The sequence below is a fragment of the Tsukamurella paurometabola DSM 20162 genome (assembly GCF_000092225.1).
Classification (GTDB): Bacteria; Actinomycetota; Actinomycetes; order Mycobacteriales; family Mycobacteriaceae; genus Tsukamurella; species Tsukamurella paurometabola.
Genome location: NC_014158.1, coordinates 3,738,390 through 3,763,685, shown reverse-complemented (window position 1 = coordinate 3,763,685; position 25,296 = coordinate 3,738,390). Strand labels below are relative to the sequence as shown.

Annotated in this window: 28 protein-coding genes and 1 tRNA gene; 13 read left to right on the top strand and 16 right to left on the bottom strand. The window is 68.8% G+C overall.

Annotation, left to right across the window (positions count from 1 at the left end; all coding sequences use genetic code 11):
- Positions 1 to 9 precede the first annotated feature (9 nt).
- The 4 genes from TPAU_RS18255 to TPAU_RS18240 form a co-directional block, all read right to left on the bottom strand.
- Complete coding sequence (locus tag TPAU_RS18255) at positions 10 to 807, bottom strand: carbon-nitrogen hydrolase family protein (RefSeq protein ID WP_041945244.1); 798 nt, start codon at positions 805 to 807, stop codon at positions 10 to 12.
- Positions 808 to 933: 126 nt separating this feature from the next.
- The gene (locus tag TPAU_RS18250) at positions 934 to 1,701 is read right to left on the bottom strand and encodes an O-methyltransferase (RefSeq protein WP_013128223.1); all 768 of its coding nucleotides are present in this window, start codon (positions 1,699 to 1,701) and stop codon (positions 934 to 936) included.
- 5 nt (positions 1,702 to 1,706) lie between these two features.
- Complete coding sequence (locus TPAU_RS18245) at positions 1,707 to 2,225, bottom strand: DUF2505 domain-containing protein (RefSeq protein WP_013128222.1); 519 nt, start codon at positions 2,223 to 2,225, stop codon at positions 1,707 to 1,709.
- 18 nt (positions 2,226 to 2,243) lie between these two features.
- A complete protein-coding gene (locus tag TPAU_RS18240) occupies positions 2,244 to 2,780 on the bottom strand; it encodes a DUF2505 domain-containing protein (protein ID WP_013128221.1) in 537 nt (178 codons plus the stop codon).
- A 24-nt stretch (positions 2,781 to 2,804) separates the two neighbouring features.
- Here TPAU_RS18240 and TPAU_RS18235 point away from each other — a divergent pair, with 24 nt between their 5' ends.
- The 3 genes from TPAU_RS18235 to TPAU_RS18225 are packed head-to-tail and all read left to right on the top strand — an operon-like array spanning position 2,805 to position 5,851.
- Positions 2,805 to 3,860 carry a UDP-N-acetylmuramate dehydrogenase gene (locus TPAU_RS18235; protein ID WP_013128220.1) on the top strand — a complete coding sequence of 352 codons (1,056 nt, stop codon included), beginning with the start codon at positions 2,805 to 2,807 and terminating at the stop codon, positions 3,858 to 3,860.
- Positions 3,861 to 5,045 carry a L,D-transpeptidase gene (locus TPAU_RS18230; RefSeq protein WP_013128219.1) on the top strand — a complete coding sequence of 395 codons (1,185 nt, stop codon included), beginning with the start codon at positions 3,861 to 3,863 and terminating at the stop codon, positions 5,043 to 5,045.
- The gene (locus TPAU_RS18225) at positions 5,012 to 5,851 is read left to right on the top strand and encodes a transglutaminase-like domain-containing protein (RefSeq protein WP_013128218.1); all 840 of its coding nucleotides are present in this window, start codon (positions 5,012 to 5,014) and stop codon (positions 5,849 to 5,851) included. Before TPAU_RS18230 ends, TPAU_RS18225 begins: the two co-directional genes overlap by 34 nt.
- On the opposite strand, the gene otsB is transcribed toward TPAU_RS18225, so the two are convergent.
- The 6 genes from otsB to TPAU_RS18200 form a co-directional block, all read right to left on the bottom strand.
- Positions 5,841 to 6,602, bottom strand: a complete 762-nt coding sequence (gene otsB / locus TPAU_RS18220) for a trehalose-phosphatase (protein WP_013128217.1) — start codon at positions 6,600 to 6,602, stop codon at positions 5,841 to 5,843. The genes TPAU_RS18225 and otsB overlap by 11 nt on opposite strands.
- Complete coding sequence (locus TPAU_RS18215; RefSeq protein ID WP_013128216.1) at positions 6,599 to 8,053, bottom strand: alpha,alpha-trehalose-phosphate synthase (UDP-forming); 1,455 nt, start codon at positions 8,051 to 8,053, stop codon at positions 6,599 to 6,601. Before TPAU_RS18215 ends, otsB begins: the two co-directional genes overlap by 4 nt.
- Before the next feature lie 6 nt (positions 8,054 to 8,059).
- On the bottom strand, positions 8,060 to 8,218 hold the full coding sequence (locus tag TPAU_RS23245; RefSeq protein ID WP_013128215.1) for a hypothetical protein: 159 nt from the start codon (positions 8,216 to 8,218) through the stop codon (positions 8,060 to 8,062).
- A gap of 38 nt (positions 8,219 to 8,256) precedes the next feature.
- Positions 8,257 to 9,660 carry a threonine/serine exporter family protein gene (locus tag TPAU_RS18210; RefSeq protein ID WP_013128214.1) on the bottom strand — a complete coding sequence of 468 codons (1,404 nt, stop codon included), beginning with the start codon at positions 9,658 to 9,660 and terminating at the stop codon, positions 8,257 to 8,259.
- A gap of 80 nt (positions 9,661 to 9,740) precedes the next feature.
- The gene (locus tag TPAU_RS18205; RefSeq protein WP_147291111.1) at positions 9,741 to 10,358 is read right to left on the bottom strand and encodes a hypothetical protein; all 618 of its coding nucleotides are present in this window, start codon (positions 10,356 to 10,358) and stop codon (positions 9,741 to 9,743) included.
- 120 nt (positions 10,359 to 10,478) lie between these two features.
- Positions 10,479 to 10,553: transfer RNA gene (locus tag TPAU_RS18200), tRNA-Thr, on the bottom strand.
- A 43-nt stretch (positions 10,554 to 10,596) separates the two neighbouring features.
- Between TPAU_RS18200 and TPAU_RS18195 the strand changes: the two genes are divergently transcribed.
- The 3 genes from TPAU_RS18195 (at position 10,597) to TPAU_RS18185 (ending at position 13,852) form a co-directional block, all read left to right on the top strand.
- A complete protein-coding gene (locus TPAU_RS18195) occupies positions 10,597 to 11,478 on the top strand; it encodes a crotonase/enoyl-CoA hydratase family protein (RefSeq protein ID WP_013128212.1) in 882 nt (293 codons plus the stop codon).
- Between the two features lie 130 nt (positions 11,479 to 11,608).
- Positions 11,609 to 13,321 carry an aminotransferase class V-fold PLP-dependent enzyme gene (locus TPAU_RS18190; RefSeq protein WP_013128211.1) on the top strand — a complete coding sequence of 571 codons (1,713 nt, stop codon included), beginning with the start codon at positions 11,609 to 11,611 and terminating at the stop codon, positions 13,319 to 13,321.
- Positions 13,322 to 13,363: 42 nt separating this feature from the next.
- Positions 13,364 to 13,852 (top strand): GNAT family N-acetyltransferase, encoded by a 489-nt coding sequence (locus tag TPAU_RS18185; RefSeq protein ID WP_041944494.1) that lies wholly within the window; start codon positions 13,364 to 13,366, stop codon positions 13,850 to 13,852.
- Here the strand turns inward: TPAU_RS18185 and TPAU_RS18180 are convergent, their stop codons facing one another.
- Positions 13,853 to 14,698: an alpha/beta fold hydrolase gene (locus TPAU_RS18180; RefSeq protein ID WP_013128209.1), complete on the bottom strand. Its 846-nt coding sequence runs from the start codon at positions 14,696 to 14,698 to the stop codon at positions 13,853 to 13,855.
- A gap of 82 nt (positions 14,699 to 14,780) precedes the next feature.
- Complete coding sequence (locus TPAU_RS18175) at positions 14,781 to 15,275, bottom strand: carboxymuconolactone decarboxylase family protein (protein WP_013128208.1); 495 nt, start codon at positions 15,273 to 15,275, stop codon at positions 14,781 to 14,783.
- A gap of 17 nt (positions 15,276 to 15,292) precedes the next feature.
- Between TPAU_RS18175 and TPAU_RS18170 the strand changes: the two genes are divergently transcribed.
- From TPAU_RS18170 to TPAU_RS18155, 4 genes are all read left to right on the top strand, one after another.
- Positions 15,293 to 16,285 carry a pirin family protein gene (locus tag TPAU_RS18170; RefSeq protein ID WP_013128207.1) on the top strand — a complete coding sequence of 331 codons (993 nt, stop codon included), beginning with the start codon at positions 15,293 to 15,295 and terminating at the stop codon, positions 16,283 to 16,285.
- On the top strand, positions 16,282 to 16,617 hold the full coding sequence (locus tag TPAU_RS18165) for a GNAT family N-acetyltransferase (protein ID WP_013128206.1): 336 nt from the start codon (positions 16,282 to 16,284) through the stop codon (positions 16,615 to 16,617). The genes TPAU_RS18170 and TPAU_RS18165 overlap by 4 nt, the downstream gene beginning before the upstream one ends.
- Positions 16,618 to 16,727: 110 nt before the next feature.
- Positions 16,728 to 17,435 (top strand): response regulator transcription factor, encoded by a 708-nt coding sequence (locus TPAU_RS18160; protein WP_013128205.1) that lies wholly within the window; start codon positions 16,728 to 16,730, stop codon positions 17,433 to 17,435.
- Positions 17,436 to 17,439: 4 nt separating this feature from the next.
- On the top strand, positions 17,440 to 18,846 hold the full coding sequence (locus tag TPAU_RS18155; RefSeq protein WP_013128204.1) for a sensor histidine kinase: 1,407 nt from the start codon (positions 17,440 to 17,442) through the stop codon (positions 18,844 to 18,846).
- A gap of 3 nt (positions 18,847 to 18,849) precedes the next feature.
- On the opposite strand, the gene TPAU_RS18150 is transcribed toward TPAU_RS18155, so the two are convergent.
- The 3 genes from TPAU_RS18150 to TPAU_RS18140 are packed head-to-tail and all read right to left on the bottom strand — an operon-like array spanning position 18,850 to position 20,733.
- Positions 18,850 to 19,251, bottom strand: coding sequence for an HIT family protein (locus tag TPAU_RS18150; RefSeq protein WP_013128203.1), 402 nt, complete (start codon positions 19,249 to 19,251; stop codon positions 18,850 to 18,852).
- Positions 19,252 to 19,260: 9 nt separating this feature from the next.
- Positions 19,261 to 19,725, bottom strand: a complete 465-nt coding sequence (locus tag TPAU_RS18145; RefSeq protein ID WP_013128202.1) for an ArsR/SmtB family transcription factor — start codon at positions 19,723 to 19,725, stop codon at positions 19,261 to 19,263.
- Between the two features lie 9 nt (positions 19,726 to 19,734).
- Positions 19,735 to 20,733 carry a serine hydrolase gene (locus tag TPAU_RS18140; RefSeq protein ID WP_013128201.1) on the bottom strand — a complete coding sequence of 333 codons (999 nt, stop codon included), beginning with the start codon at positions 20,731 to 20,733 and terminating at the stop codon, positions 19,735 to 19,737.
- 91 nt (positions 20,734 to 20,824) lie between these two features.
- Here TPAU_RS18140 and purD point away from each other — a divergent pair, with 91 nt between their 5' ends.
- From purD to purB, 3 genes are all read left to right on the top strand, one after another.
- Positions 20,825 to 22,060 (top strand): phosphoribosylamine--glycine ligase, encoded by a 1,236-nt coding sequence (gene purD / locus TPAU_RS18135; protein WP_013128200.1) that lies wholly within the window; start codon positions 20,825 to 20,827, stop codon positions 22,058 to 22,060.
- 82 nt (positions 22,061 to 22,142) lie between these two features.
- The gene (locus TPAU_RS18130) at positions 22,143 to 22,754 is read left to right on the top strand and encodes a TetR/AcrR family transcriptional regulator (RefSeq protein WP_013128199.1); all 612 of its coding nucleotides are present in this window, start codon (positions 22,143 to 22,145) and stop codon (positions 22,752 to 22,754) included.
- A gap of 34 nt (positions 22,755 to 22,788) precedes the next feature.
- Complete coding sequence (purB, locus tag TPAU_RS18125; RefSeq protein WP_013128198.1) at positions 22,789 to 24,216, top strand: adenylosuccinate lyase; 1,428 nt, start codon at positions 22,789 to 22,791, stop codon at positions 24,214 to 24,216.
- Positions 24,217 to 24,288: 72 nt separating this feature from the next.
- Here the strand turns inward: purB and TPAU_RS18120 are convergent, their stop codons facing one another.
- A complete protein-coding gene (locus tag TPAU_RS18120) occupies positions 24,289 to 25,224 on the bottom strand; it encodes a DUF559 domain-containing protein (RefSeq protein WP_148227403.1) in 936 nt (311 codons plus the stop codon).
- Positions 25,225 to 25,296 lie beyond the last annotated feature (72 nt).

Here is a 25,296-nt window from a genome sequence, read left to right as displayed (position 1 = left end):
GACGGTCCGTCAGTCGACGGTGAAGTCCCTGCGGTTGGCGAGCACCGGGAGCGCCGCGCGAACGGTGTCGATCCGGTCGAGCGGAAGGTCGACGACGAGCAGTTCCGGCGCGTCGCCCGCGGCGGCGAGCACGGCACCGTCGGGCGCGACGGCGAGCGAGCCGCCCACCCCGCGAGGGGCTCCGTCGGGGTCCGGTGCCGTGGGCCGCGCCTGGTCGACGGCGACCACGAAGCTGGTGCTGTCGAGCGCGCGGGCGCGGGCGAGCGTGGTGAAGGCGTCGAGCTTGCCGGGGCCGTCGCCCCACGAGGCTGGCGCCACGATCACCCGTGCGCCGGCGTCGGCGAGGCTCGTGAACAATGTGGGGAAACGCAGGTCGTAGCACGTGCTGAGCCCGACAGTGACACCGTCCACGTCTACCGTGACCGCGCGGTCCCCGGGTTCGACGGTGCGTGATTCGGCGAAACCGAAGGCATCGAAGAGATGGATCTTGTGGTAGCCGGTGCGGCTGCCGTCGGGGGCGGCGCAGAGCAGGGTGTTGCGCACCCGGCCGTCGGATCCGGGGGTGAACATTCCCGCGATCACGTGTACCCCGGTCCGCGCCGCGGCGGCCGCGATCCGCTCGGCCCAGGGGCCGTCCAGCGGCTGCGCCACCGGCCCCAGGGGAACACCGAACCGGCACATCGTGGCCTCGGGGAAGACGGCGAGTCCCGCCCCCGCCTCCGCGGCACGGTGCAGGCCGTCCTCGACCAGCCCGGCGTTGGACGCCGGGTCGGACGTGGCCTCGATCTGCGCCAGCGCGACGGTCAGCGTTGTCATGCGCACCACACTACTGACTCGTGTTCGATAGGGGATCGTCGTCTGCGTTCACGAATTCTGTTGGTGCCGTCGCAGGCGAGGCCGCGTCCAAGCCCTGGAAGGCGACGCCGCGCGCCACTACGGTGCGACGAACGACCAGTCGACGGTGAGGAGGTTGTCGCGGACCGGGCGGCGCGGAGGCCGTGCTGCGCCGCCGGTCCGTTCCGCCAGCGCGGCCCCGGCGGCGCGCCAGCGGACCCGGTTGCCGTACGGCGCGTACCCGGCGGCGTGGTCCCAGCATTCGTCGGCCAGCGAGAACAGGGTGTGGATCCGTTCGTCCGGGACGTTGTGGTGGATCAGGGCCTTCGGCAGCCGCTCGGCCAGCTCCGACGGGTGATCGGTGTACCCGGGATGCCAGGCCAGCGTGAGGGTGCGCGGCCCGGACGAGTCGAGGGTGATCCAGCAGCATCGCCGGCCCAGTTCGTCGCACGTTCCCTCGATGAACACGCCGCCCGGGGCGAGCCGGTCGATCACCATCGACCAGGCCCCGCGCACTTCGGCCTCGTCGTACTGGCGCAACACATTGAAGGCGCGCACCAGGTTCGGGCGCAGCCCGGCCAGCTCGAACCCACCGCGGGCGAAGTCGACGCCGTCGCGGCCCGGGACCACCCGCTCCGGATCGATCTCCAACCCGGTCACCCGCACCGACGGGCTCACGCGCCGCAACCAGGAGGCCCATTCCAGGGTGGTGTTCGGACGCGCACCGTAGCCGAGGTCGACAGCCAGCGGCGCAGGCCCGTCGAGCGCGCGGGCCACGGCAGGGGAGTGCGCCGACCAGCGGTCGCTGCGGCGCAGCCGGTTGAGCCCGGTGGTGCCGCGAGTGATCCGTCCCTCGGGGGAGGGCACGCCGCTCAGTTGTTCTTATCGACCCAGTACTTGAGGTACTCGGCCTCGGCGCGGAACAGGTCCACCAGGTTGATCAGGATCAGTTGCTCCAACTTGGTGCCCACGAAGGGCACGAACACCTTCACCACCGTGGTGTACCGCATGGTGCAGCCGGTCTCGGTGTTGAACAGGTCGCACTCCCCCTTGAGGGACCCGGGGCCCGCGGGGATCGACGCCTTGTAGTCGCCGAGCGAGTGCTCGCCGTCCCATGCGCCGTAGAACTCCTGGCGCGTGATGATCATGTCCTTCTTCACCACGCCCTGCGCGATCGGCGGCAGGTACTCGTGCGGCAGGTTCTGCTTCTGGACGACGGTGATCCCCTCGTCGTCCACGTCGTCCACGTCGAACTCGGAGATCTCCGAGAGCGGGGTCAGGTTCCGGAAGTCCGTCATCTTCTCGTCCCAGTACTCCTTGGACGAGTACGCGTTGTAGAAGACCTCGGCGGGGAACGGGAAGCGCGCCGAATAGCTGAGACGTCGTGCCATGTCCGAGAACCTTACAGCTCAGGGGTGGTCAGCGATCCACTGCAGCGTGAACTCGCGCTCGTTCTCCATGAGCTCCTGCAGGTTCTCGATCACCAGCGACTCCACCTTGGAGGCGACGAACGGGATCGACACCGATGCCTCGCCGGCGGCGGTGATCCGGGCGGCGGAACCGTCGGAACCGGGAACCGCCTCCAGAACGGCGCTGCCCGACAGATGCGCCGGCACACCGTCGATGGTGGCCGAGAAGGTGCCCGCGCACCGGGCACCGTCGAACGGTCCCCACTCCTCGATCCGCTCGATCTGCAGGCCGCCGGGCTTGATCGCGGTGACCACCGACGGCAGCTTGTCGGCGCCGATCGTGTACGTGACCACCACGCGCGCCGACCGGCCGCCCGGGTTCGCGGCGTCGCCGGTCACGGCGAGCTCGGTGATCTTCGCGTCATCGCCGCCCACCTCGGCCACCCGCGCGGGCCAGTACTGCTCGTCGGTGAATGCGGCGTGCAGGGCGGCCGGGCTGGTGGCGTAGTCGAGCGAGCGCTCGAGGCGGGTGGTCATGGCAGTACACGTTACCGTTGCGGGGTGTCGATACTGCTGTCGGACTTGACCACGCTGCGCCTCGGCGGGCCGGCGCGGGGATACGTGCGGTGCACCACCGGCGCCGAGGTGGCCGCCGCGGTCGCGCGCTGCGACGCCGCCGGAGAACCCGTTCTGGTGGTGGGGGGCGGCTCGAATCTGGTGATCGCCGACGCGGGTTTCGAGGGCACCGTCGTGCACCTCACCGGCCGGGGCGTCGCGATCGACGGCACCAGGGTGACCGCGTTCGCCGGCGTTCTCTGGGACGAGGTGGTCGCAGCCACGGTCGGTGCTGGGCTCGGCGGCCTGGAGTGCCTGTCCGGTATCCCCGGCTCCGCGGGCGCGACCCCCGTGCAGAACGTGGGCGCGTACGGGGTCGAGGTCTCGGCCTGGCTCGACGCCGTCGAGCTGTACCACCGGGCCACCGGTGAAACCGCCTGGGTGCCGCCCGCCGACCTGCGACTGGCGTACCGCACCTCGCGACTGAAGGCCTCCGACTCCGACATCGTGCTGTCAGTGCGCTTCGCCCTCACCGACGGCGCCAGCGCCCCCATCCGGTACGGCGAGCTGGCCCGCGCTCTCGGGGTGCAGCCGGGCGCCACCGTGGACCCGCACGCCGCCCGCGAGGAGGTCCTCGCGTTGCGCCGCGGCAAGGGGATGGTGCTCGACGAAACCGACCACGACACCTGGAGCGTGGGCTCGTTCTTCACCAACCCGGTGCTCCCGGCCGTGGACGCACCTCGGGTGATCGACCGGATCGAGGCCGCCACGGGGCAGACGCCACCGCAGTACCCGGCCCCGGACGGGGTGAAACTGTCCGCCGGATGGCTGATCGAGCGAGCCGGATTCGGCAAGGGCTACTCTGGCGGCCGCAGCGGTGTCTCGCTGTCCACCAAACACACTCTTGCGCTTACCAACCGGGGCGCCGGCAGCACGGCCGAGTTGCTGTCCCTCGCGGCCGAAGTCCGAGATGGGGTATTCGCCCGATTCGGAGTCGAGCTGCATCCGGAGCCGGTCCTGGTCGGCAGTGACCTCCCAGCAACGCCCGGTAGAATCCATTAGATGTTCGACATGCTTCGCGCGCCCCTCGGGCGGCGCGCATTCCTCGGTGTCTCCGTCGCCTCGGTCGCCGCTGTGGCCGCCGCGTGCACCCGGTCCGGCGGCTCCGTGGAGTCGAAGGCGCAGGCACCCACCCTCAGTTACACCCCGACAGGCGACACCAAACCCGGACCGCTCAGCACCGTCTCCGTGAAAGCCGAGGGCGGCACGCTACGGCCCGGCGTGGCGCTCACCAACATCGCCACCGGCAAGTCGGTCAAGGTCGCCGCCACGCCCGACGGCACCACCTACACCGCTGCCGAGCCGCTCGGCTACGGCGCGACGTACCGCTGGTCGGGATTCGCCGACGGTCCGGGCGGCACCTGGACCACGCTCGACCACACCGTCTCGGTGGTCGACCCGGACTCCACCATGTCGGTGGTGGTCAACGTGGCCGACGGTGCCGAGGTCGGGATCGCGGCGCCGCTGATCCTCAAGTTCTCCGGCACCGTCCGCGACAAGGCGGCCGTCGAACGTGCCCTGAAGGTGACCACCACCCCGCCGACCGAGGGCGCCTGGGCCTGGCTCCCCGAGGACAACGGATCCCGCGCGCACTGGCGGCCCAAGGAGTACTACGCCCCCGGCACGAAGGTCGCCATGCAGGGCGCCCTGTACGGCCTCGACCACGGCGATCAGGTGTACGGCGCCGCCGACGTCACCAGCGAATTCACCATCGGCCGGGCACAGATCGTCAAGGCCTCGGCACCGTCGCACCGGATCCGGGTGATGCGGGGCGACCAGGTGTACCTCGACCTGCCCTGCTCCTACGGTGAGGCCGACCTGCCGCGCAACGTGACCCGCTCCGGTATTCACGTGGTGAGCGAGAAGCACGAGGACTTCGCCATGTCGAATCCCGCTGCCGGCTACTTCAACGTGCGTGAGCGCTGGGCGGTGCGGATCTCCAACAACGGCGAATTCATTCACGCCAACCCGCAAACCGTGGGCAACCAGGGTGCGTCCAACGTGACCAACGGCTGCATCAATCTGTCGTTGGCAGACGCCGAGTCGTATTTCCGCAGTGCGATCTACGGCGATCCGGTGGAGGTGAGCGGCACTTCGATCGAGCTGTCGGCCGCCGACGGAGACATCTACGACTGGGCCATAGACTGGCCCACATGGCAATCGATGTCGGCTCTGCACCGCACCTAGGTCCCGGGCGGACCGTCTCCGCCGATGTCGCGTGCACCGTGCTCGCGCCCACCGTGCTCGAGTACCAGGTGACGCTGGCCCGCGTCCCCGGTCTCGAGGTCCGGGAGTCCTTGCGGCTCACCGTCGACGGTGCACCGCACCCCGTGCACGAGGTGGACGGACCGCACGGCGCCCGTATCCACCGCGCACACGTCAGTGGCGGTGAGGCGCACCTGGAGTACCGTGCCGATGTGACCGGGCGGGCCCTGCCCGAACCGCATGACGACTACCTGCACTCGCTGTATCTGCGTCCTTCCCGGTATGCCCCCGTGGATCGCTTCTTCGGCTTTGCCGGCGCACAGTTCCCGGACCTGACGACCGATGCGGAGAAGGCGATCGCGGTGCGCGAGTTCGTCGCCCAGCGACTGGACTACCTGCCGGGTGTGAGCACCCCGCTCGACGGCGCCGCGGAAACGCTGCTCGCCTCGGCCGGGGTGTGCCGGGACTACGCTCACCTGACGGTCGCGCTGCTGCGAGCGCTGAAGGTGCCGGCGCGGATGACCGCGGTGTTCGCTCCGGGCTGCGATCCGATGGACTTCCACGCCGTCGCTGAGGCGCTGGTGGACGGTCGGTGGTACGTGCTCGACGCCACCGCCCTCGCGCCGCGCGCCACCATGATGCGGATCGCCACCGGTCGCGATGCGGCCGATATCGCCTTCCTCGACAACCACGGCGGCTCCATCCGGCTGGATCGCCTCACCGTCGATGCCACCGCGGAATTCGCTGCCCCGCCGGATGATCCGACGGCGCTGGTGGCTATGTCCTGAGCGTCAGCAGCTCGTCGAAGACGGCCCGGACGGCCTCCGGGGTATCCACGCGGAAGCGGGCTGCGGTCGCGCCGTCGCCCACCTTCACCGAGACGTCATCGGACGCGGTGAGCACTGCGAAGGCCTTTTCATCGGTCACGTCGTCGCCGAGATAGAGCACGGCATCGGCGCCGGTGCGCTCGCGCAGCACCGTGAGGGCCCGGCCCTTGGAGGCCTCCAGCACCGTCAGTTCCAGCACCGCCTTGCCGTCGGTGGCGTGCACGCCGGGCAGGGCGGCGGGGCCCCGTCGAGCGCGGTCGATCGCCTCCGAGCCGTTGCCGGCCGCTACGTTCCGTACGTGCAGCGCCCCGCCCAGCGGCTTGGGCTCGACGGCCGCGCCGGGGAAGTCCGCCGCGATCTCCCGGAGCTGCGCAAGCACCACCTCGCGGCGTTCCCGGGCGGCGTCGTCGAGGGCGCCCTCGAGTCCGTCCTCCCACTCGGCGCCGTGGCTGCCGACGGTGGTGATGGGCGAGGTGACGCCGGAAAGTCGTGCGAGCGTTGCCCGGTCGCGACCGGAGATCAGCGCCACCGCGACACCGGTGCGACCGGCCAGAGCGGTGAGAGCGTCCACGGTGCCCGGTAGCGGGAACGCGGCCGCCGGATCGGAGACGATCGGGGCCACCACGCCGTCGTAATCGGTGGCCACGAGCACCGTGGGCAGTGCGGCGAATTCGGCGAGCGCCGCGCGCAGCCCGGTCGCTGCGGCGGTCACTTCGGTGGGGCCTCGTCGACTTGACCGGACAGGGTCTGCAGGAAGGAACGGGCCCAGCGGTCCACGTCGTACTGCAGCACCTGGCGGCGCATGGTCCGGATGCGACGCTTACCGTCCTCCGGATCCTGATGCACGGCCTCGTCGATGGCGTTCTTCACACCCTCCAGATCGTGCGGGTTGCACTGGTACGCCTGACGCAGTTCGGCTGCGGCACCGGTGAATTCGCTGAGCACCAAGGCGCCCGACGAATCCGTGCGGCAGGCCAGGTATTCCTTGGCCACCAGGTTCATACCGTCACGCAGCGGTGTCACCAGCATCACGTCGGCAGCGCCGAAGAAGGCGACCAGCTCATTCCGCGGCACCGGCTTGTGGATGTAGTGCACCACCGGGTGCCCGACGCGCCCGAAGTCGCCGTTGATGCGGCCCACCTGCCGCTCGATGTCGTTGCGCATCGCCTTATAGGACTCGACCCGCTCGCGCGACGGGGTGGCCAACTGCACGAAAACGTGGCGTTCCGGATCGAGGCGGCCCTCCCGGTAGAGCTCACCGATCGCGCGCAGCCGCACGTCGATGCCCTTGGTGTAGTCGAGCCGGTCGACACCGAGCATGATCTTCTCGGGATTGCCGAGTTCCTTGCGCAGCCCCCGGGACCGTTTGCGGGTCTCCGGCAGCTTCGAGGTGGCGGCCAGTTCGGCGGAGTCGATGGAGATCGGGAAGGCGCCGACGCGCACGGAGCGGAAGCCGACCGTGACCACGCCGAACTTCGAGCGCACGCCGATGGTGTTCTTACTGGTGGGGTAGCCGGCCAGGCGGTTGGCGAGGTAGAGGAAGTTCTGCGCGCCGCCGGGGAGGTGGAATCCCACCAGATCGGCGCCGAGGATGCCCTCGATGATCTCGCGCCGCCACGGCATCTGCATGAACAGTTCGACGGGCGGGAACGGGATGTGCAGGAAGAACCCGATCTTCACGTCGGGGCGCAGCATCCGCAGCATCTTCGGGACGAGCTGCAGTTGATAGTCCTGAACCCAGACGGTGGCGCCCTTCGCGGCGACCTTGGCGGTCTCCTCCGCGAACCTGCGGTTGACCTCGACGTAGGTGTTCCACCATTCGCGGTGGTACTCGGGTTTGACGATCACGTCGTGGTAGAGCGGCCACAGGCTGCCGTTGGAGAAGCCCTCGTAGTGCTCCTCGACCTCCTGTGCGCTGAGCTTGACCGGGACCAGGAGCATGTCCTCGCCCTCGATGGGCTCGCCGCCGACATCGGGCGAACCGGGCCAGCCCACCCAGGCGCCGTTACGGGCGCTGAGGATGGGCTTGAGCGCGGTCACCAGGCCACCGGGGGCCTCTTTCCAGGTCAGGGTGCCGTCGGGCGCCCGTTCCACGTCGACGGGGAGCCGGTTGGCCACCACGATGAACTCGGCACCTTCGGGGGAGATCTCAGCGGCGGCCACGGTGGCTTAGGCCTCCTTGGGGCCGATGCCCAGCATCGACAGCAGCATCCGGCATTCGTCGGCGTCCTCCGCGTACGCGGCGACGACCCGCTGGGCCTGATGGGCGGTCTCGTCGGCTACGGGCTCCAGATCCTCGTCGCTGATATCCGTCGTCTTCGGGGGCATCTGCACACCTTCGCTAGTAATTGACAACCGGAAACAGTTTACCCGCGGACGCGTCGGAACGTGATTTTGGCGATCCGCGGCCGCCGGATCGTGCGGGCCGCCCACTCACCGAAGGTGACGCCGGCGGCCAGCGCACAGCCCACGGCCAGCGCGGTCGCCATGTTCGACAGCGCGGCGGTGGTCTGCCCCGCCATCAGTTCGGACAGACCGCGGTAGACGGCCAGACCGGGTACCAGCGGCGTGATGCCCGCGACGGCCACGATGATCGGCGGGACCACCGCGCGGCGGGCCAGGAGGCCACCGGCGAGACCGACCACGCTGGCGGCGGCGGTGGACGCGACGATCGGCCCCAGCCCCAGGTTGAGCATCGATCCGGCCACCAGGGCGCCCGCGCAGCCCGCCAGGAACGACGTGGTCAGGGCCCGCATCTGGGCGTAACCGGCCAGTGCGAACGCCGCGGCGGCGACACCGCCCGACACCACCAGGATCGGCAGCGGCGCGTAGTCGAACGGTGCCTGCTGCAACGGAGGCAAGGTGGCGCCCAGCTCGGAGGTGACCCGCAGTGCCATACCGACGCCCGCCACGACGCCGCCCGTGAACACCACCACCTCGAAGAACCGCGCGGCGCCGGTGACGGGTGCGCCGGTGATCGCGTCCTGCACGGAGCCCACCAGCGAGAGGCCCGCCATGAGAACGATGATCCCCGAGACGATGATCCGGTAGGGCTCGACCTCCCAGCCGTAGGCCAGCGAGAGCCGGTAGATCAGCGCGGCCGGCAGTGTCGCCAGGAAACCGCCGACCACCTGCTGGAAGAAGTACGGCAGTCCGAGCTGCCCGAGGCGCACGTTGACGGCGTAGATCAGCGCGGTGGAGACGAACGAGACCGCGGCCAGCGTCGCGGCGCCGCCCAGCAGCAGAGTCAGGGCTCCGGCCATGAGGGCCCAGCCCAGCGTCGCGACGGCACGGGGGTAGGGGTGCCCTGCGGTCATGATCGTCTCGAGCTCGCGCTGCGCCTCGTCGGGCCGGACGACGCCGCGGCCGATCCGCCGGACGAGAGTGTCGACCTGCGCGAGCCGGGTGTAGTCGAGGGAGCGGTGGTACACCGTGCGCAGGTAGGTCGACGGTGGCAGGCCCCGCCCGCGCTGCACGGACACGGTGATCGCGTTGTAGGTGACGGTCACGGTGCAGTCGTCGATGCCGTATGTCGCGGCCACGTAGCGCACCTGGGCCTCGGTATCGACGGCGCCCGTCCCCGAATCCAGCAGCACCTCGCCGACCTTCATCGCCACCTCCAGGACCTCGCCGACGGTCTCCGTGTCCCGGAGGTCGATGGGCTGGAGGGGAGTGACGACGGGCATCCCGGCCGTGTCCGCGGTGGCGGCGCGCCGGCCGGTGAGGGCCTGGACGCCGTGGGCGAGACGGTTGCGGAGGGCGAGCTTCACCTTCGGGGGACCTCCTCGATCGCTGCAGTACCGACCGTCAGCGTCTCACCCCACAAACACCGTTGTCACCCCCGGGGCGGTCAGCGCGCATCCTGGCCGTTTTCGCGGCTGGTCGGGTCGAGCGGCATCTGCTGAGGCTGCGCTCCACGCGTTCGGATCGAATCGCGAAACGCGTTGGTTGCCGCGACGTGTTCCTGCGCCGCCGTCAGGAGCTTCTCCCGCGCGAGCGCGTATGACTCGCGTGGCTCTGACGCGGTGAGTGTGCCCTCGAGATCGGTCATGAGCGTCAGTACGTCAATCGCCTGGCTGTGAAGATTGGTGAACTGCTGTACGAGCGCCTCATCAGTGATGAGGGTGCGCGCCCGTCCCAGGGATTCCTCGACTGCTTCGCCCCAGTACCGAACGTAGACGGACAGCGCTTCCTTGGATCCCCGAAGTTGTTGCTCTTCGGTGAATCGCCTTTCGGGCAGGTGTTCCGAGCACATGTGCTGGAAGCGGCTGTCGACGAGCGCTAGCGACCTGATGCATCGGTCGGCCTCAGTCATCATGGCACTGGCACGCGCTTCTCGCGCGATCGCATTCGCCTCGCTCGCTAGGCGATTTGCTCGGTTTGCTTTCCGGGATGATGAGGTCGCTCCGGCTGCAGCTACGACAACGGCGGCGATCGCTCCGACTGCGGAGAGCAGATTCCAGATCATGGACGAACCCTATTCTCCTTCGGAAGCTCGACTCCGGACTTCAGCGTGGCTCGCGGTGCCGACTCATCGGTGGAAGAGCGGCTGCGACGAGTCGGCAGCCAGCGTGTGGCGACGAAGCTGTGGAGCCCCCCGTCGGGATTGAACCGACGACCTTCGCTTTACAAGAGCGGTGCTCTACCACTGAGCTAGGGAGGCATGTGGCCGTGCGGCCACTGTTGCACAGCATATCGTTACCGCCATGACTGATTCGTATCAGACCATCAGCTGGAGCATCGACGACGACGGCATCGCCACGCTGGTGCTCGATCGGCCGGATGAGCTCAACGCGTTCAGCGTGACGATGGCGCGTGAGCTGACGGAGTTCTTCGAGGTCCACGCGCGGAGCGATGAGATCCGCGCCGTCGTGGTCACCGGCTCCGGCCGTGCCTTCTGCGCCGGCATGGACCTGACCGGTGAGGGCAACGTCTTCGGCCTGGACGAGACCATCGACCCACCGACGCCGGAGGCGTTCGCCGCCGCGTACGACGAGCCGCCGTTCCAGGACGGGGTGCGCGATACCGGCGGCAAGCTGACGCTCGCGATCTACTCGCTGCCCAAGCCGGTGATCGCCGCGATCAATGGGCCGGCCGTCGGCATCGGCGCCACCATGACGCTGGCGATGGACACCCGCCTGGCATCCACGAAGGCGCGAATCGGCTTCGTCTTCGGTCGGCTCGGCATCGTGATGGAGGCGTGCTCCAGTTGGTTCCTGCCCCGCATCGTCGGGCCCGCGACGGCGCTGGAGTGGGTGTACTCCGCCGATATCCTCACCGCCGAGCAGGCCCGTGAGGGACGGCTCGTCCGCAGCGTCCACGAGCCCGACGAGCTGGTGCCCGCGGCCCAGGAACTCGCGCGGTCGTGGGTGAAGGGACGATCGGCGGTCGGCGTCGCGATCAACAAGCAACTCATCTACCGCGGCTTGGGCGCCGCGACCCCGCTGGAGCAGCACCTCGCCGACTCGCTGGGCATGTATTACACGTCGATCGGCGACGGCAAGGAGGGAGTGGCGGCATTCCTCGACAAGCGTGTTCCGGAGTTCCGGTCCCGCGCATCCGAGGTGCCACGCATCGTCGCAGACTGACGATCCCGACACCACGGTTGTGGCGTGACGGTTCGGTGAAGGTCTGTCGGGGCAGAGGCGTGCCGCGGCGGGCGCCGCTATCGTCGAGGTATCCCACCCGGGGGATACGAGACGATCGGAGGCCGCTGTTATGGCGCACGCTGGAGACCTGCCCGAACCGCCGATCCTGGGCCGCATCCGCGACAGCCTCATCGGTGACGATCAGGTCTTTCCGGGGCCGTTCGGTCCGCGGCGTGTGACCTACGCCGATTACACGGCATCGGGCCGGTCGCTCACCTTCATTGAGGACTTCATCCGCAACGAGGTGCTTCCCCGGTACGCGAACACGCACACGGAATCGAGCGGAACCGGTTTGCAGACGACACGTTTGCGTGAGGACGCACGCCGTATCATCCGGGATGCGGTCGGCGGTGACGACGAGACGGTCGTCATCTTCACCGGCTCGGGCTGCACCGGGGCGATCGACAAGATGGTCGGCGTTCTCGGGCTGCGGATCCCCGACGGACTCGATCGCCAGTACGGGCTTACCGATCGGATCCCCGCCGCGGAGCGCCCCGTCGTCTTCATCGGACCGTACGAACACCACTCCAACGAGCTGCCCTGGCGAGAATCGATCGCCGACGTGGTGGTGATCGGACAGAACGCCGACGGACACATCGATATCGACGCCCTCGCCGCGGAGCTCGACCGCTACGCCGACCGTCCACTGAAGATCGGCTCGTTCTCGGCAGCGAGCAATGTGACCGGCATCCTCAGCGATACCAGCCGCATCAGCGCCCTACTGCATGCGCACGGAGCGCTCTCGTTCTGGGACTTCGCGGCCGCCGCCCCGTACGTGAACATCGAGATGTACCACGGGGACCCGGAACGGGCGCTATCGACCGGCGCGTTCAAGGACGCGATCTTCCTCAGTCCGCACAAGTTCGTCGGTGGCCCCGGCACGCCGGGCGTTCTCGTGGTCCGCCGCGAGCTGCTGAGCAACCGTGTCCCCGTCGTTCCCGGCGGTGGCACGGTGACCTATGTCAATCCCGATGACCATCGCTACGTCGACGATCCCGCCCAGCGCGAAGAGGCGGGCACCCCCGCGATCGTCGAATCCATCCGCGCGGGCTTGGTTTTCGGCCTCAAACAGGAGGTGGGGGTGGATGTGATCCACGCCCACGAGGAGAACCTGTTGCGGCGGGCCGTGCGGCGCTGGGAGGCGGAACCGGCGATCGAGATCCTGGGCAACCTCGACGCCGACCGGCTCTCCATCCTGTCCTTCGTGGTGCGCTCGCCTTCGGGGAAGTTCCTGCATCACAACTTCGTCGTGGCGCTGCTCAACGATCTGTTCGGGATCCAGTCCCGCGGGGGCTGTTCCTGCGCCGGACCGTACGGGCACCGGCTGCTGGGCATCGACCTGGACCATTCCCGCGAGTTCGAGCAGGAGATCTCGCGAGGCTGCGAGGGCATCAAGCCCGGCTGGGTGCGCGTGAACTTCAACTACTTCATCTCCGAGCAGGTCTTCGACTACCTCGTCGAAGCGGTGCTGATGGTGGCTCGCGAAGGCTGGCGTCTGTTGCCCGACTACCGGTTCGAACCCGACTCCGGCCTGTGGCGGCACCGTCGCGGTGCGATCGAGCCACCCGTTCGGCTCACCGACGTGGGCTACGACGAAGCGGGCCGGATGACCTACACCCAGCACGACGACCGTGCACCGGAGAGCGCGCTCGCGGGCTATCTGGCCGAGGCGCAGGCGATCTTCGCGGTATCCACTCCGGATATCAGCGCATCGGCCGCATTGTCGGCTGATTTCGATCACCTGCGCTGGTTCGACCTGCCGACGGTCTGCGTCGACCGGTGATCGCCGTCGCCGTCGCCGGCGCGAAGGCATACGATGCACGGCATGGAGATCCGTGACGCCCAGCCCTCCGACCTGCCGGCGATTCTCGTCATCCACAACGATGCCGTGGATAATTCCACTGCCATCTGGTCCGAGGAGAAGGCTGATCTGGCCGAGCGCACGGCCTGGCTCGCGGAGCGACGCGCGGGGGGTTTCCCCGTCCTGGTCGCGATCGTCGATGGCGAGCTCGGCGGCTACGCCAGTTACGGTCCCTTTCGCAGCAAGACGGGCTACCGGTACACCGTCGAGAACTCGGTGTACGTGGCCGACGGCTTCTACCGGCGCGGCATCGCCGAGGCCCTGATGAACGCGCTCATCGAGCGGGCGCAGCAGTCCGACGTGCACGTGGTGGTGGCGGCGATCGAAGAGTCGAACCACGCGTCCGTCGCGCTGCACCGCAAGCTCGGTTTCCGAGTAACAGGCCAAATGCCGCAGGTGGGCATCAAGTTCGGGCGCTGGCTCGATCTCGTTCTGATGCAGCGCATCCTCTGATCACTCCGACGGATGCGCCGTTGCGTTCTCAACGATCAGCTCGGCGAGTTCGTCGGGTCGCTCGTCGGGGATCCAGTGACTGACACCGTCGAGTACGACGAGCCGGAACGGGGCGTCCACGTACTCCTGCGCGAGTTCTGCCCCCTTGCGACTGAGTGCGATGTCACCGGAACTCCACACGTGCGTCGTCGGGCTGGTCACCGAGGTATTCGGCGGACGTGTACCCACGAAGGGCATGCCGCGATACCAATTGAGTCCGCCGCCCAATAGTCCGGGCGAGACGATTTCGTCGAACACCAGATTCAGGGCTTCCTCGGGCATTCCGGAGCGGCGGAGGAAGCGCGCGAACAGGTCCGGCCGCCGCGCTGCGAGCAGTTCCGGGAGCACCGGGATCTGGAAGAGCACCATGTAATACGAGCGCAGCGCCTGATCAGAACTGATGAATGAGCGCAGGAAGGCCATCGGATGGGGCACCGAAACGGTGGTGAGCGTGCGCACCGCCGCGGGGTGCTCGGCAGCCACCTGCCACGCGGTCGCCGCGCCCCAGTCGTGTCCCACGAGGTGCGCAGGCCCGGTCAGCCGCAGTAGTCCGGCGATATCGGCCACCAACTCCGAGCTGCGATAGTTGTAGCGGCGCTTCGGCTTCGCCGTCGCGGAATATCCACGTTGCCAGGGGATCACGGTGCGGTAGCCGCGTTCGTGGAGCGCCGCCGCGGTGCCCTCCCAGGACGTGGGCGTCTGGGGGAAGCCATGAAGCAGCACCACGATCTCGCCGCCGATCGGACCGGTGTCGACCACCGGGAAGGTCAGTCCCGCGCGTTGGAAGCTGGTGATCCGCTCTGTCATGAGCACCACTCAACCATCCGGGAGCGGCTTCGGCATCCGTCCCGGGGTGGACACTCGGTGTCGCGGATGGCGGGCATCCGGATCACGCCACGGTCGACCGGTCCCGGCCGCTGCCGGCCGTCTTCCGCACCTCGTAGCCACTCACGATCGATAGCCGGTTGAAGGCGTTGATCGCGATGGCGGCCCAGATCAGCGCGGCGGTCTGCTCGGTATCGAGTACATCCGTCGCGCGGTCGTACGCGATATCGGCGGCGTGGTGCGGCGGAAGGTTCGTCACTAGTTCGGCGATCTCGAGCGCCGCTCGTTGCTGATCGTCGAACAGTGCCGGGGCGTCGCGCCACGCGGGCAGCACCGCGATCTGCTGCTCCGTGAGGCCCGCCGCGATCCCGGCGTCGTGGTGCAGCGACAGGCAGTACGCACAGCCGTTGATCTGCGAGCACCGCAGATTCACCAGCTCCACCACCGTCCGGCTCAGGCCCGCGGCCGCAGCCGCCGCGCCGACCTCGGTCGACACCTCGATCAGCTTCTTGTAGGTCTCCGGTGAGGCCTTGTCGATCCGAACGCGTTCCGCTGCCATGCCTCTAGGCTAGTTCCATGAGCAACGTGGACCCGGATCCGCAGGAGATCGAATGCACCGCCGGGGGCGGTGCGAGCACGGTCGAGGTGATCGCCGCCCGCGAGGTCCCGCTGGGCGGTCCCAGAGCGATGACGGTGCGGCGCACCCTGCCCACCCATGAGCGGTCGATGATCGGCGCGTGGTGCTTCGCCGATCACTACGGTCCCGACGATGTGAGTGCCACCGGCGGTATGAACGTCCCGCCGCACCCGCACACGGGATTGCAAACCGTGAGCTGGTTGTTCGAGGGTGAGATCGAGCACCGCGACAGTGCGGGTGTGCACGCGCCGGTGCTCCCGGGCGAGCTCAACCTCATGTCCGCCGGCTTCGGTATCAGCCACTCCGAGGTCTCCACTCCGGCCACGCAGCGCCTGCACGGAGTACAGCTGTGGCTCGCTCTCCCGGACCGGGTTCGCGATGCACACAACGGTTTCCAGCATTACGCGCCGCCCACTGTCGTCCTGCCCGACGTCCGTGTCGAAGGGCCCGGCGGAACGGTCAAGGTGTTCATCGGTGAGCTCGCGGGAAGCGCAGCCGAGGTCTCGACCGCGACGCCGCTGCTCGGTGCCGAACTCGTACTCGCCCCGGGCGCGCGGGTCGCGCTCGCGGTGAATCCGGACTTCGAGCACGGCGTCCTGCTCGACACCGAGCGCCTGCTGTTCGACGGTGTCGCTCTCACTCGCGGTGATCTCGGCTACGTGGGCACCGGACTCGGGGGAATCCGGGTGCACAACCCCACCGATGAACCCGCCCGCGCTGTGCTGCTGGGCGGCACTCCGTTCGGCGAGGACATCGTGATGTGGTGGAACTTCGTCGGCCGCAGCCACGAGGACATCGCCCGCTACCGCGAGGAATGGCAGGCGCGGGACGCGCGTTTCGGCAGTGTGGACGGCTGGCGAGACGATCAGTATCTGCCCGCCCCGCCGCTGCCCACCACCCGACTCAAGCCACGAAAGAGGAGCCCCCAGTGACCGAATCGCAGGACCAGAACGTCGTCACCCGCAACGACGATGCCGGGCGCTACGAAATCACCGTGAACGGCGAACTCGCCGGGTTCACCGTTTTCATCGACCGCGGTGAGCAGCGCATCTTCCCGCACACCGAGCTTGACGAGAAGTTCTCCGGCCGTGGGCTCAGTTCGATTCTGGTGCACGACGCGCTCGTCGATACCCGGGCTGCTGGACAGCGTGTGGTCGCGGTGTGCCCGCTCGTGGCCAAGTACGTCAGCAAGCACGACGAGGTCGCCGACCTCGTGGACCCCGTGACTCCGGAGATCCTGCAGTTCCTGCGCTCGCGCGCATGATGCTCGGGCTGCGGCCGGCGGGCCGTGGCCCCGAACGATGTGGACCGGTTCACAGGAAACTGCCAGCGACCTGTCAGACCGCTCGGCGGGCGCGGGGGCACGATGGCGGTGTGTCCAGTGCGCAACATGACTTCCAGCCGCGGGTGCTCGTCGTCGACGACGAGCAGAGTATTCGGGAACTGCTGCAGGTGAGCCTCAAGTTCCAAGGATTCGACGTGACCGTGGCCCAGGATGGGCCGTCGGCGCTCGACCGGGTGCGCACGTTCCACCCTGATGTGATGGTGCTCGACATCATGATGCCGGGCATGGACGGCCTGGGCCTGCTCAAACGGCTGCGGCAGGACGGCATCGACGCGCCCGCGCTGTTCCTCACTGCGCGGGACTCGGTGGAGGACAAAGTCGCCGGCCTCACACTCGGCGGCGACGACTATGTGACCAAGCCGTTCAGCCTCGAAGAAGTCGTGGCCCGGATCAACGTGCTGCTGCGGCGCAGTGGGTTCGGGCAGAAAGAAGAGATCACCCGGTTGAAATTCGCCGATCTCGAACTCGACGATGAGACGCATGAGGTGTGGAAGGCCGGGGAGCTGGTCTCGCTCTCGCCCACCGAGTTCACCCTGCTGCGGTACTTCATGGTCAATGCAGGTGTCGTACTGTCGAAACCGCGGATCCTCGATCACGTGTGGCACTACGACTTCGGTGGCGACGTGAACGTGGTGGAGTCGTACGTGTCGTATCTGCGCCGCAAGGTCGACACCGGTGAGCCACGGCTGATCCACACGCTGCGCGGTGTGGGGTACGTGCTGCGTGAACCGCGGTAGCTCGATGGCCACCCGAGCCGGACTGGCCGCCCGGATACCGCTGCGCTTCTCGCTGGTAGCGGTGGTGGTGGGGCTGGTCTTCCTCGGACTACTGGTATCCGGTGCCGCACTCACCGCAGCGATGAAAGATCAACTGATCGCCCGCGAGGATCAGGCGCTGCGGCAGGCCGCCGACACCTGGGCCCGCCCGAAGCCGCGGAACTTCCCTGAACCGCCGCGCGGGGGGCCGCCCACACGCTTCTTCCAGGCGACCTTCCTCCCCGACGGCAGCCAGTTGCAGATCAGCAACCCCGATTTCACCGATAAACCGGACCTGACCGGTATCGACGACCTCGGCGGCGACGCGGTCACCGTCGACTCGGTGCGCAAAGACGGCCCGCAATGGCGCGTGGTGCAGTCACATTCGCAGTTCGGCGTCACCTTCGTCGCGGTCACGCTCACCGAAGTGAACTCCACGCTGAACACGCTGGTCGTCCTGGAGTTGCTGATCGGCGGCGGAGTGCTCACCATCGCGGGCGGTGTCGGCTACCTGGTGGTGCGCCGCTCGTTGCGTCCGCTGGAGCAGGTCGAAGCCACGGCCGAGGCGATCGCGGCGGGCGATCTGACCCGACGTGTGCCGGATGCGCCGCCGAACACCGAAGTGGGGCGGTTGGCGGCCTCACTCAACACCATGCTGCACCAGGTGCAGGACTCGTTCGGTCAGGTCGCGGCGTCGGAGGAACGGGCCCGCGCCGACGAGGAACGCATGCGGCGGTTCGTGGGCGACGCCTCGCACGAGCTGCGCACCCCGCTCACATCGATCCGAGGATTCGCCGAGCTGTACCGTCAAGGCGCCTCCGGCGATATCGACTTCCTCATGTGCCACATCGAATCCGAGGCTCAGCGCATGGGCTTGCTCGTGGAGGATCTACTGCTGCTCGCGCGCCTGGATGCGCGCCGGCCGCTCGCCTCGGAGCCCGTCGACCTGGCGGATGTGGCGGGGGATGTGGTGCACGCCGCGCAGGCCCGAGAACCGGGGCGCGACATCGACATCGAGATCGCCGGTGCTGACCCCGCCGGAGCCGTCACCGTCCGTGGTGACCGTGACCGGCTACACCAAGTGGTCACCAACCTGGTCTCGAACGCCTTGCGGCACACTCCCGACGACGCCGCGGTCCGTGTGCGGATCGCCGCCGACGATGCCTGCGCGCAGGTGCAGGTCGCGGACACCGGACCGGGCATGGAGCCGGGCGAGGCGTCCCGTGTCTTCGAGCGGTTCTACCGCACCGACTCGTCCCGCAGTCGCGGCAGCGGCGGTGCGGGACTAGGGCTCTCGATCGTGCACGGCATCGTCGACCGGCACGGAGGTACCGTCGCCGTGGACACCGCACCGGGCGCGGGTGCCACCTTCACGGTGCGGTTGCCGCGCTAGCGGTCAGACCGCCGCGAGCGCCTCGACGATCTTGGTCTGCGCCTCGTCGAGCGACTCGGGCGACGGGTTGGGATCGGCCTGGCCGAAGTCGAAGTCGTTGAGGGTGTACGCGGGGAAGACGTGCACGTGCAGGTGCGGGACCTCGAGGCCGGCGATCACCATGCCCGCTCGCGGGGCGTCGAAGGCGGCCTTCACGGCGCGGCCGATGCGCCGGCTCACCTCACTGATGTGATTCCACAGCGCGTCGTCGACGGACTCCCAGTGGTCGACCTCGGCGCGCGGCACCACCAGCACGTGGCCCTGCGTGAGCGGCGCGATGGTCAGGAACGCCACCACCTCATCGTCCTGGTACACGAACCGGCCGGGGAGCTCGCCAGCGATGATCTTGGAGAAGACGGATGCCATATCGCCAGGCTATCGGAGCAGCCCGCCGATGTCCGCCGCGGTGAGCAGAGCGACCAGCGCGGGTACCACCTTCTGCGGTGCCACGGTGTAGCTGCCACGTGTCTGCTTCTCGATCACGTTCGCGGCGACGAGCGCGCCGAGGTGGTGGTAGAGCTGGCCCTTCGATCCCGCGTCGACCAACTCCAGCAGTTCGGCAGCGCTGCGTGGGCCGCGAAGCAGTACCTGCACGATCTCGATCCGCGCGGGGTGTCCGAGCGCGCCGAGAACGGAGGCGAGCCGGTCTGCGGGCAGCGTGGTCGCTGCCCCGGCGGAGTAGTCGATGCGCCAGTTGACCTCGCCGTACAGAGCCACCTCGCCGGCGTAGCCGACGGTGCCCGTATCGGCCGGCGCGGGCTCGTCGGGCGACGTCCCGAGGGTCGCCTCGAGCGCGGCGACCCGGGCTTCGAGGTCGGCGAGGCGAGCATCGTCGGTCATGAGAGCAGATTACGTGCGCAGAGCGTAGGCCACGCGAGCGCGGGCCGCCTCGTTGGTCATCGCACCCAGCAGCATCTGCTGGTGCGCGCCGCTCGCCTTCGCGTCCTTGCGGACATCGTCGGCGGCGGCCCCGCGCACCATGAGCACGCCCACGGTCACGGAACCGTCGGGGCGGCGACCCTCGAAGGCCCCGGTGAGTACGCCCGGCAGCGAACCGCCCTTGAATCCGAGTGCGGACAACCCCTCCGGTGCCGCGCCTCGGAATTCGAGGAAGGAGCGTGCCGCCTCGGATCCGGGACCGAAACGGCCCGTGGCGAGGTCGCCGATCAGCCGGGCGAACGACGAGGCGGGCGCGGAATAGGTGCGATCCACGGCGGCTTCGATCGGTTCGCCGGCGCCGACGCTCGCGAGGAGCCCGTCGTAGAGGCCCTTGAGGGAGGGGATCGGTTCGGGCATGCCGTAGCGCGTCATCACCTCCCGCAGCGCGGCGTCGCCGAGCCGCGCACGGATCGCGTCGGGTGCGGCGCTGTCGGAGAACCGGATCATCACATCGGCGAGCTGATGCAGGGAGACGGTGCCCGACGCATCGTCGGGGACGCCGTTCGTCGCCGGGATGCCGAGGTAGTCGAGCGCTGTGATGTGAGCACCGCCGTCCAGTGGCGTGCCGCGGTAGGCGACGTACCACCTCTGCCAGTCGGCGACGGGGATGCGCTCGTTGAGGTCGATCCCGCCGGTGGCCGCGCGGCCGGTGAGCGCAGCGAGGTGGATCAGTTTCAGCATCGACGCGGTCGGCATGGCCACGTCGGCGCGGTGCGCGACGGTGCCGCCGCGCCCGTTGTCGATGACGAGCGAGACTTCGGCGCGGTGCTGCGCGAGGTATCCGGTCCAGCCGGCCGCCGTGCCGGTGTCTGCGGCGGGAGGTGCGGAACATGGTGCGGCGCTCGCCGTGGGGCCGGGGACGGTGACCAGTACAGCGGCGGCGATGAGGGCGATCGAGGTGCGGCGCATGATGCCTCCATGATTGACAAAACGGAATTCCGGAATAACGATACCCGTGCTGGTGTCGGGTGTACAGCCGCGCGCCGGTAAGGTCGGCGACGTGCGAGTACTCGTCATCGGCACAGGCGGCCGCGAACACGCCCTCCTCGACGCGCTGTCGCGCGACCCACAGGTCACCGAGCTGCATGCCGCCCCCGGTAATCCCGGCACCGCGGCGCTCGCCACGAACCACGACGTCGACGCCTCGTCGGGCGACGAGGTCGCGGGTCTGGCGCAGCGGCTCGGTGTCGATCTCGTGGTGATCGGTCCCGAGGTGCCCCTGGTCCTCGGCGTCGCCGACGCCGTCCGCGCCCGCGGTATCGCTGCGTTCGGCCCCTCCGGGGAGGCCGCGAAGATCGAGGGTTCGAAGGCCTTCGCCAAGGACGTGATGGAGGCGGCCGGCGTCCGCACCGCGCGCAGCGAGATCGTCGACAATCCCGCGCACATCGATGCGGCGCTCGACCGGTTCGGCCCCACCTGGGTGATCAAGGACGACGGTCTCGCCGCGGGTAAGGGTGTGGTCGTGACCGCCGACCGCGCCGCGGCCCGGGCGCACGCCGCCGACCTCCTCGAGTCCGGGCGACCCGCGCTCTTCGAATCCTTCCTCGACGGCCCCGAGGTCTCGCTGTTCTGCCTCGTCGACGGCGAGACCGTGGTCCCCCTGCTGCCGGCCCAGGATCACAAGCGCGTCGGCGACGGCGACACCGGCCCGAACACCGGCGGTATGGGCGCCTACGCTCCACTGCCCTGGCTCGCCGAGGGGGCGACCGAGGAGATCGTCGAGACCGTGGTGCGCCCCGTCGCCCGCGAAATGGTGCGCCGCGGTGTGCCGTTCTCCGGTCTGCTCTACGCGGGACTGGCGATGGGGGCCGAGGGGCCGGCCGTGGTCGAGTTCAATTGCCGTTTCGGCGACCCCGAGACTCAGGCGGTGCTGAGCCTGCTGGAATCGCCTCTCGGACAGGCGCTGAGCGCCACCGCAACCGGAACCCTTGCCGAGTTGCCGCCGCTCCAGTGGCGCGATGGTGCCGCGATCACCGTGGTTCTGGCGGCCGAGAACTACCCCGGTGCGCCCCGCAAGGGAGACGTGATCTCCGGCGCCGACGGGGCCGGGATCTATCACGCGGGCACTGCCCGCGACGCCGACGGTCGGCTGGTCTCCCATGGTGGCCGCGTGCTGAACGTGGTCGGTGTCGGTGATGACCTAGCCGCGGCTCGCGCGGATGCCTACGCCAAGCTCGACCGGATCAAGCTGCCCGGCAGTCACTTCCGCACGGACATCGGTCACCAGGCGTTGTAGCGACTGCAATCGGCGGATCGGCAGGGCCGCCGGTTCGACGATTTGCGCGAAACCGGCTTTGCGAGCCGGGAGCCCTGGCACCATGTCCAAGGTGACAGCCGCGACCACACCCAAGGGCGAGCGCCGGCGCGCGGCTCTGGTGGCCGCGGCCGGTGAGCTACTCGTGGAAGGCGGCTTCGAATCGGTGCGTCATCGCGCCGTCGCCCACCGCGCGCACATCCCGCTGGCGGCCACCACCTACTACTTCGAGTCACTCGGCGATCTGCTGTCGAATGCCGTGGCGTACGCGGGCGATCACGACATCGCAGCCGTCCGGGCACGGGTCGACGGCGTCAGTCGTCGGCGCCGCGGCGATGCCGCCCTTGCCCGGCTGATCGCGACCGTCTTCTTCGCCTGCGAGAGCGAGGCGGAGCGCAGCGCCCTCGTGTCGCGGTACGAGCGGCTCGTGGTGTGCACCCGTGACCCGCACCTCGCGCAGATGCAGGCGCAGGTGCGAGGCACGCTCGCCGAACTGCACGTCGAGGTCCTCGATCGGTCCGGGCGCCGCACCGATCGGGCACGCATCGAACGGTTGATGGCGATCGAGGACGGCGCCGCACTGGCTGCGTTCACCGATCACGGCACTGATGTGGCCCGCGCCGTTCGCGACGCCGTGGCCGCCGTGATCGATGATCTGGCGGCCCCGCTTCCGTGACGGGCGCCTCGCCGGTGCATGAGAGAATCGGTGCGTGAGCACCCCCCGTATCCCGAACGTCCTCGCCAACCGGTACGCCAGCCCGCGCATGCGGGAGCTATGGTCGCCCGAGTACAAGATCGTGCTGGAGCGCCAGCTGTGGATCGCCGTGCTCAAGGCCCAGCGCGACCTCGGGATCGACGTGCCCGACGGTGCCATCGAGGCGTACGAGGCCGTCGTCGATCAGGTCGACCTCGACTCCATCGCCGAGCGCGAGCGGGTCACCCGGCACGATGTGAAGGCGCGGATCGAGGAGTTCAGCGCGCTCGCCGGCTTCGAGCAGATCCACAAGGGCATGACCTCGCGCGATCTCACGGAGAACGTCGAGCAGCTGCAGATCCTCCGCTCGCTGGAATACGTGCGTGATCACGCGGTGACGGTCGCGGTGCGGCTCGGGGAGCGCGCGGCGCAATACTCGTCCGTGGTGATGGCCGGTCGCTCGCACAACGTCGCGGCCCAGGCCACGACCCTCGGAAAGCGCTTCGCGTCGGCCGCGAACGAGCTCCTGGTGGCCATCGCGCGCGTCGATGACCTCCTCTCCCGATACCCGCTACGCGGCATCAAGGGGCCCATGGGCACCTCGCAGGACATGCTCGACCTGCTCGGCGGCGATCCCGACAAGCTCGCCGAGCTGGAGGCGCGGGTCGCCGCGCACCTCGGGTTCTCGAAGTCCTTCGTCTCCGTGGGGCAGGTGTACCCGCGGTCGCTGGACCACGATGTGGTCAGTGCCCTCGTGCAGTTGGCGGCGGGACCGTCGTCGATGGCCACGACGATCCGGCTGATGGCCGGGCACGAGCTGGTCACCGAAGGGTTCCAGCCCGGCCAGGTGGGCAGCTCCGCGATGCCGCACAAGATGAACACCCGCTCGTGCGAGCGGGTGAACGGGCTGACCGTGATCCTGCGTGGCTACGGTTCGATGGCGGCCGAGATGGCCGGTGTGCAGTGGAACGAGGGTGACGTCTTCTGTTCCGTGATCCGCCGCGTGGCCCTGCCCGATGCCTTCTTCGCCATCGATGGACTGTTCGAGACGTTCCTGACGGTGCTCGCCGAGTTCGGTGCGTACCCGGCGGTGATCGAGAACGAACTGAACCGTTACCTGCCCTTCCTCGCCACCACCCGCGTGCTCATGGCCGCAGTGCGCAACGGCGTCGGTCGTGAGGTGGCGCACGAGGCGATCAAGGAGCACGCCGTCGCGGTGGCGCTCGCCATGCGCGAGGAGGGCAAGGAGCCCGACCTGCTCGACCGCCTGGCCGCGGATGATCGCCTGGGCCTCACCCGCGATCAGCTCGACGCCGCCCTCGCCGACCGTGCCGCGTTCACCGGCGCCGCCGAGGCCCAGGTCGCTCAGGTCGTCGCCGATGTCGAGGCTCTCGCCGCCGCATACCCCGACGCAGCGAACTACTCCCCGGCCCCGATCCTCTAACCCGATTGAACACTGTTACCGCGGCGCCGAACTGGGGCTTTCCTCGCGGTAACGGTGTTCAACGCGCGTCGCTCACCCCGCGGCGGGGAGCCGCAGCGGTGGGATCGAGGGCGAAGGTCCCCGCCACCCACGGGATCGCAGCTCCTTCTCGGTCCGGGCGAGGAAAGCTGGACGATTGCGCAGCAGCGTGTCGGAGGTGACGCGAATGATGCTCCACCCGAGACCGGTGATCGTGTTCCAGCGCGCGATGTCCACGCGCTGCTGCGGCACGGAGCGGTGGTAGGCCCCGTCGTATTCGATGGCGATCGCGTACTTCGACGATCCCAGGTCGACACGATAGGAGGTTCCCGGGATCGGTTGCTGGGGAACGAACATGTCGAATCCGGCGCGGTGGACGACGAGGCGGGAGTACGTCTCCCAAGGGGATTCGGCCCCGATGCTGGCCTCGTCGAGCACGGCGCGGACGCGCCGCCCGGCATAGAACCGTGGGTGATCGTCGAGGTACCGGATCATGTCGCGCTTGGTCGTGACGGACTGACCGGCCGAGTCGGTTCGCAAGCATTGATCGACGGCGACGATCGCCTCGTCTCCGGGCACGAAGCGGGCGAGGTCGATCGCGGTCCGAACCGCCGAAGTCACGTACCGATGCGACCGGACGTCGACGTCCGACGGTGCGAGATGACCGCACCGCACGACGATGCCCTGGCGCCTGCGCTGCTCGCGAAGCCAAATCTCCGGAGGATGCCCATCGGAGTAGGGGACTGCGTGCAGCGCTGCCGCCGTCCAGCCCGCGAAGACGGCTTCGGGGTAGGCGACCTGGAGTGCGTCGAGGATATCGCCGCCGGACGGTCCCTCCGTTCCCTCGCGCCGGACGCCGCGGATCACCGACACAGAGGCCCCGCGCAGCGCATGCTCAGTCGCCTCGCTGAGGAGGTCGTGTGTTCGCCGCATCATGTGAATTGGACGCGCAAGCGAACGGTCCGGATCCCTGCCGTCGCGATTGAACACCGTTACCGCGAGTCCGACCTGGGAAAACAGTCGCGGTAACGGTGTTCAATTGGGGAGGGGTGGGGGAGATAG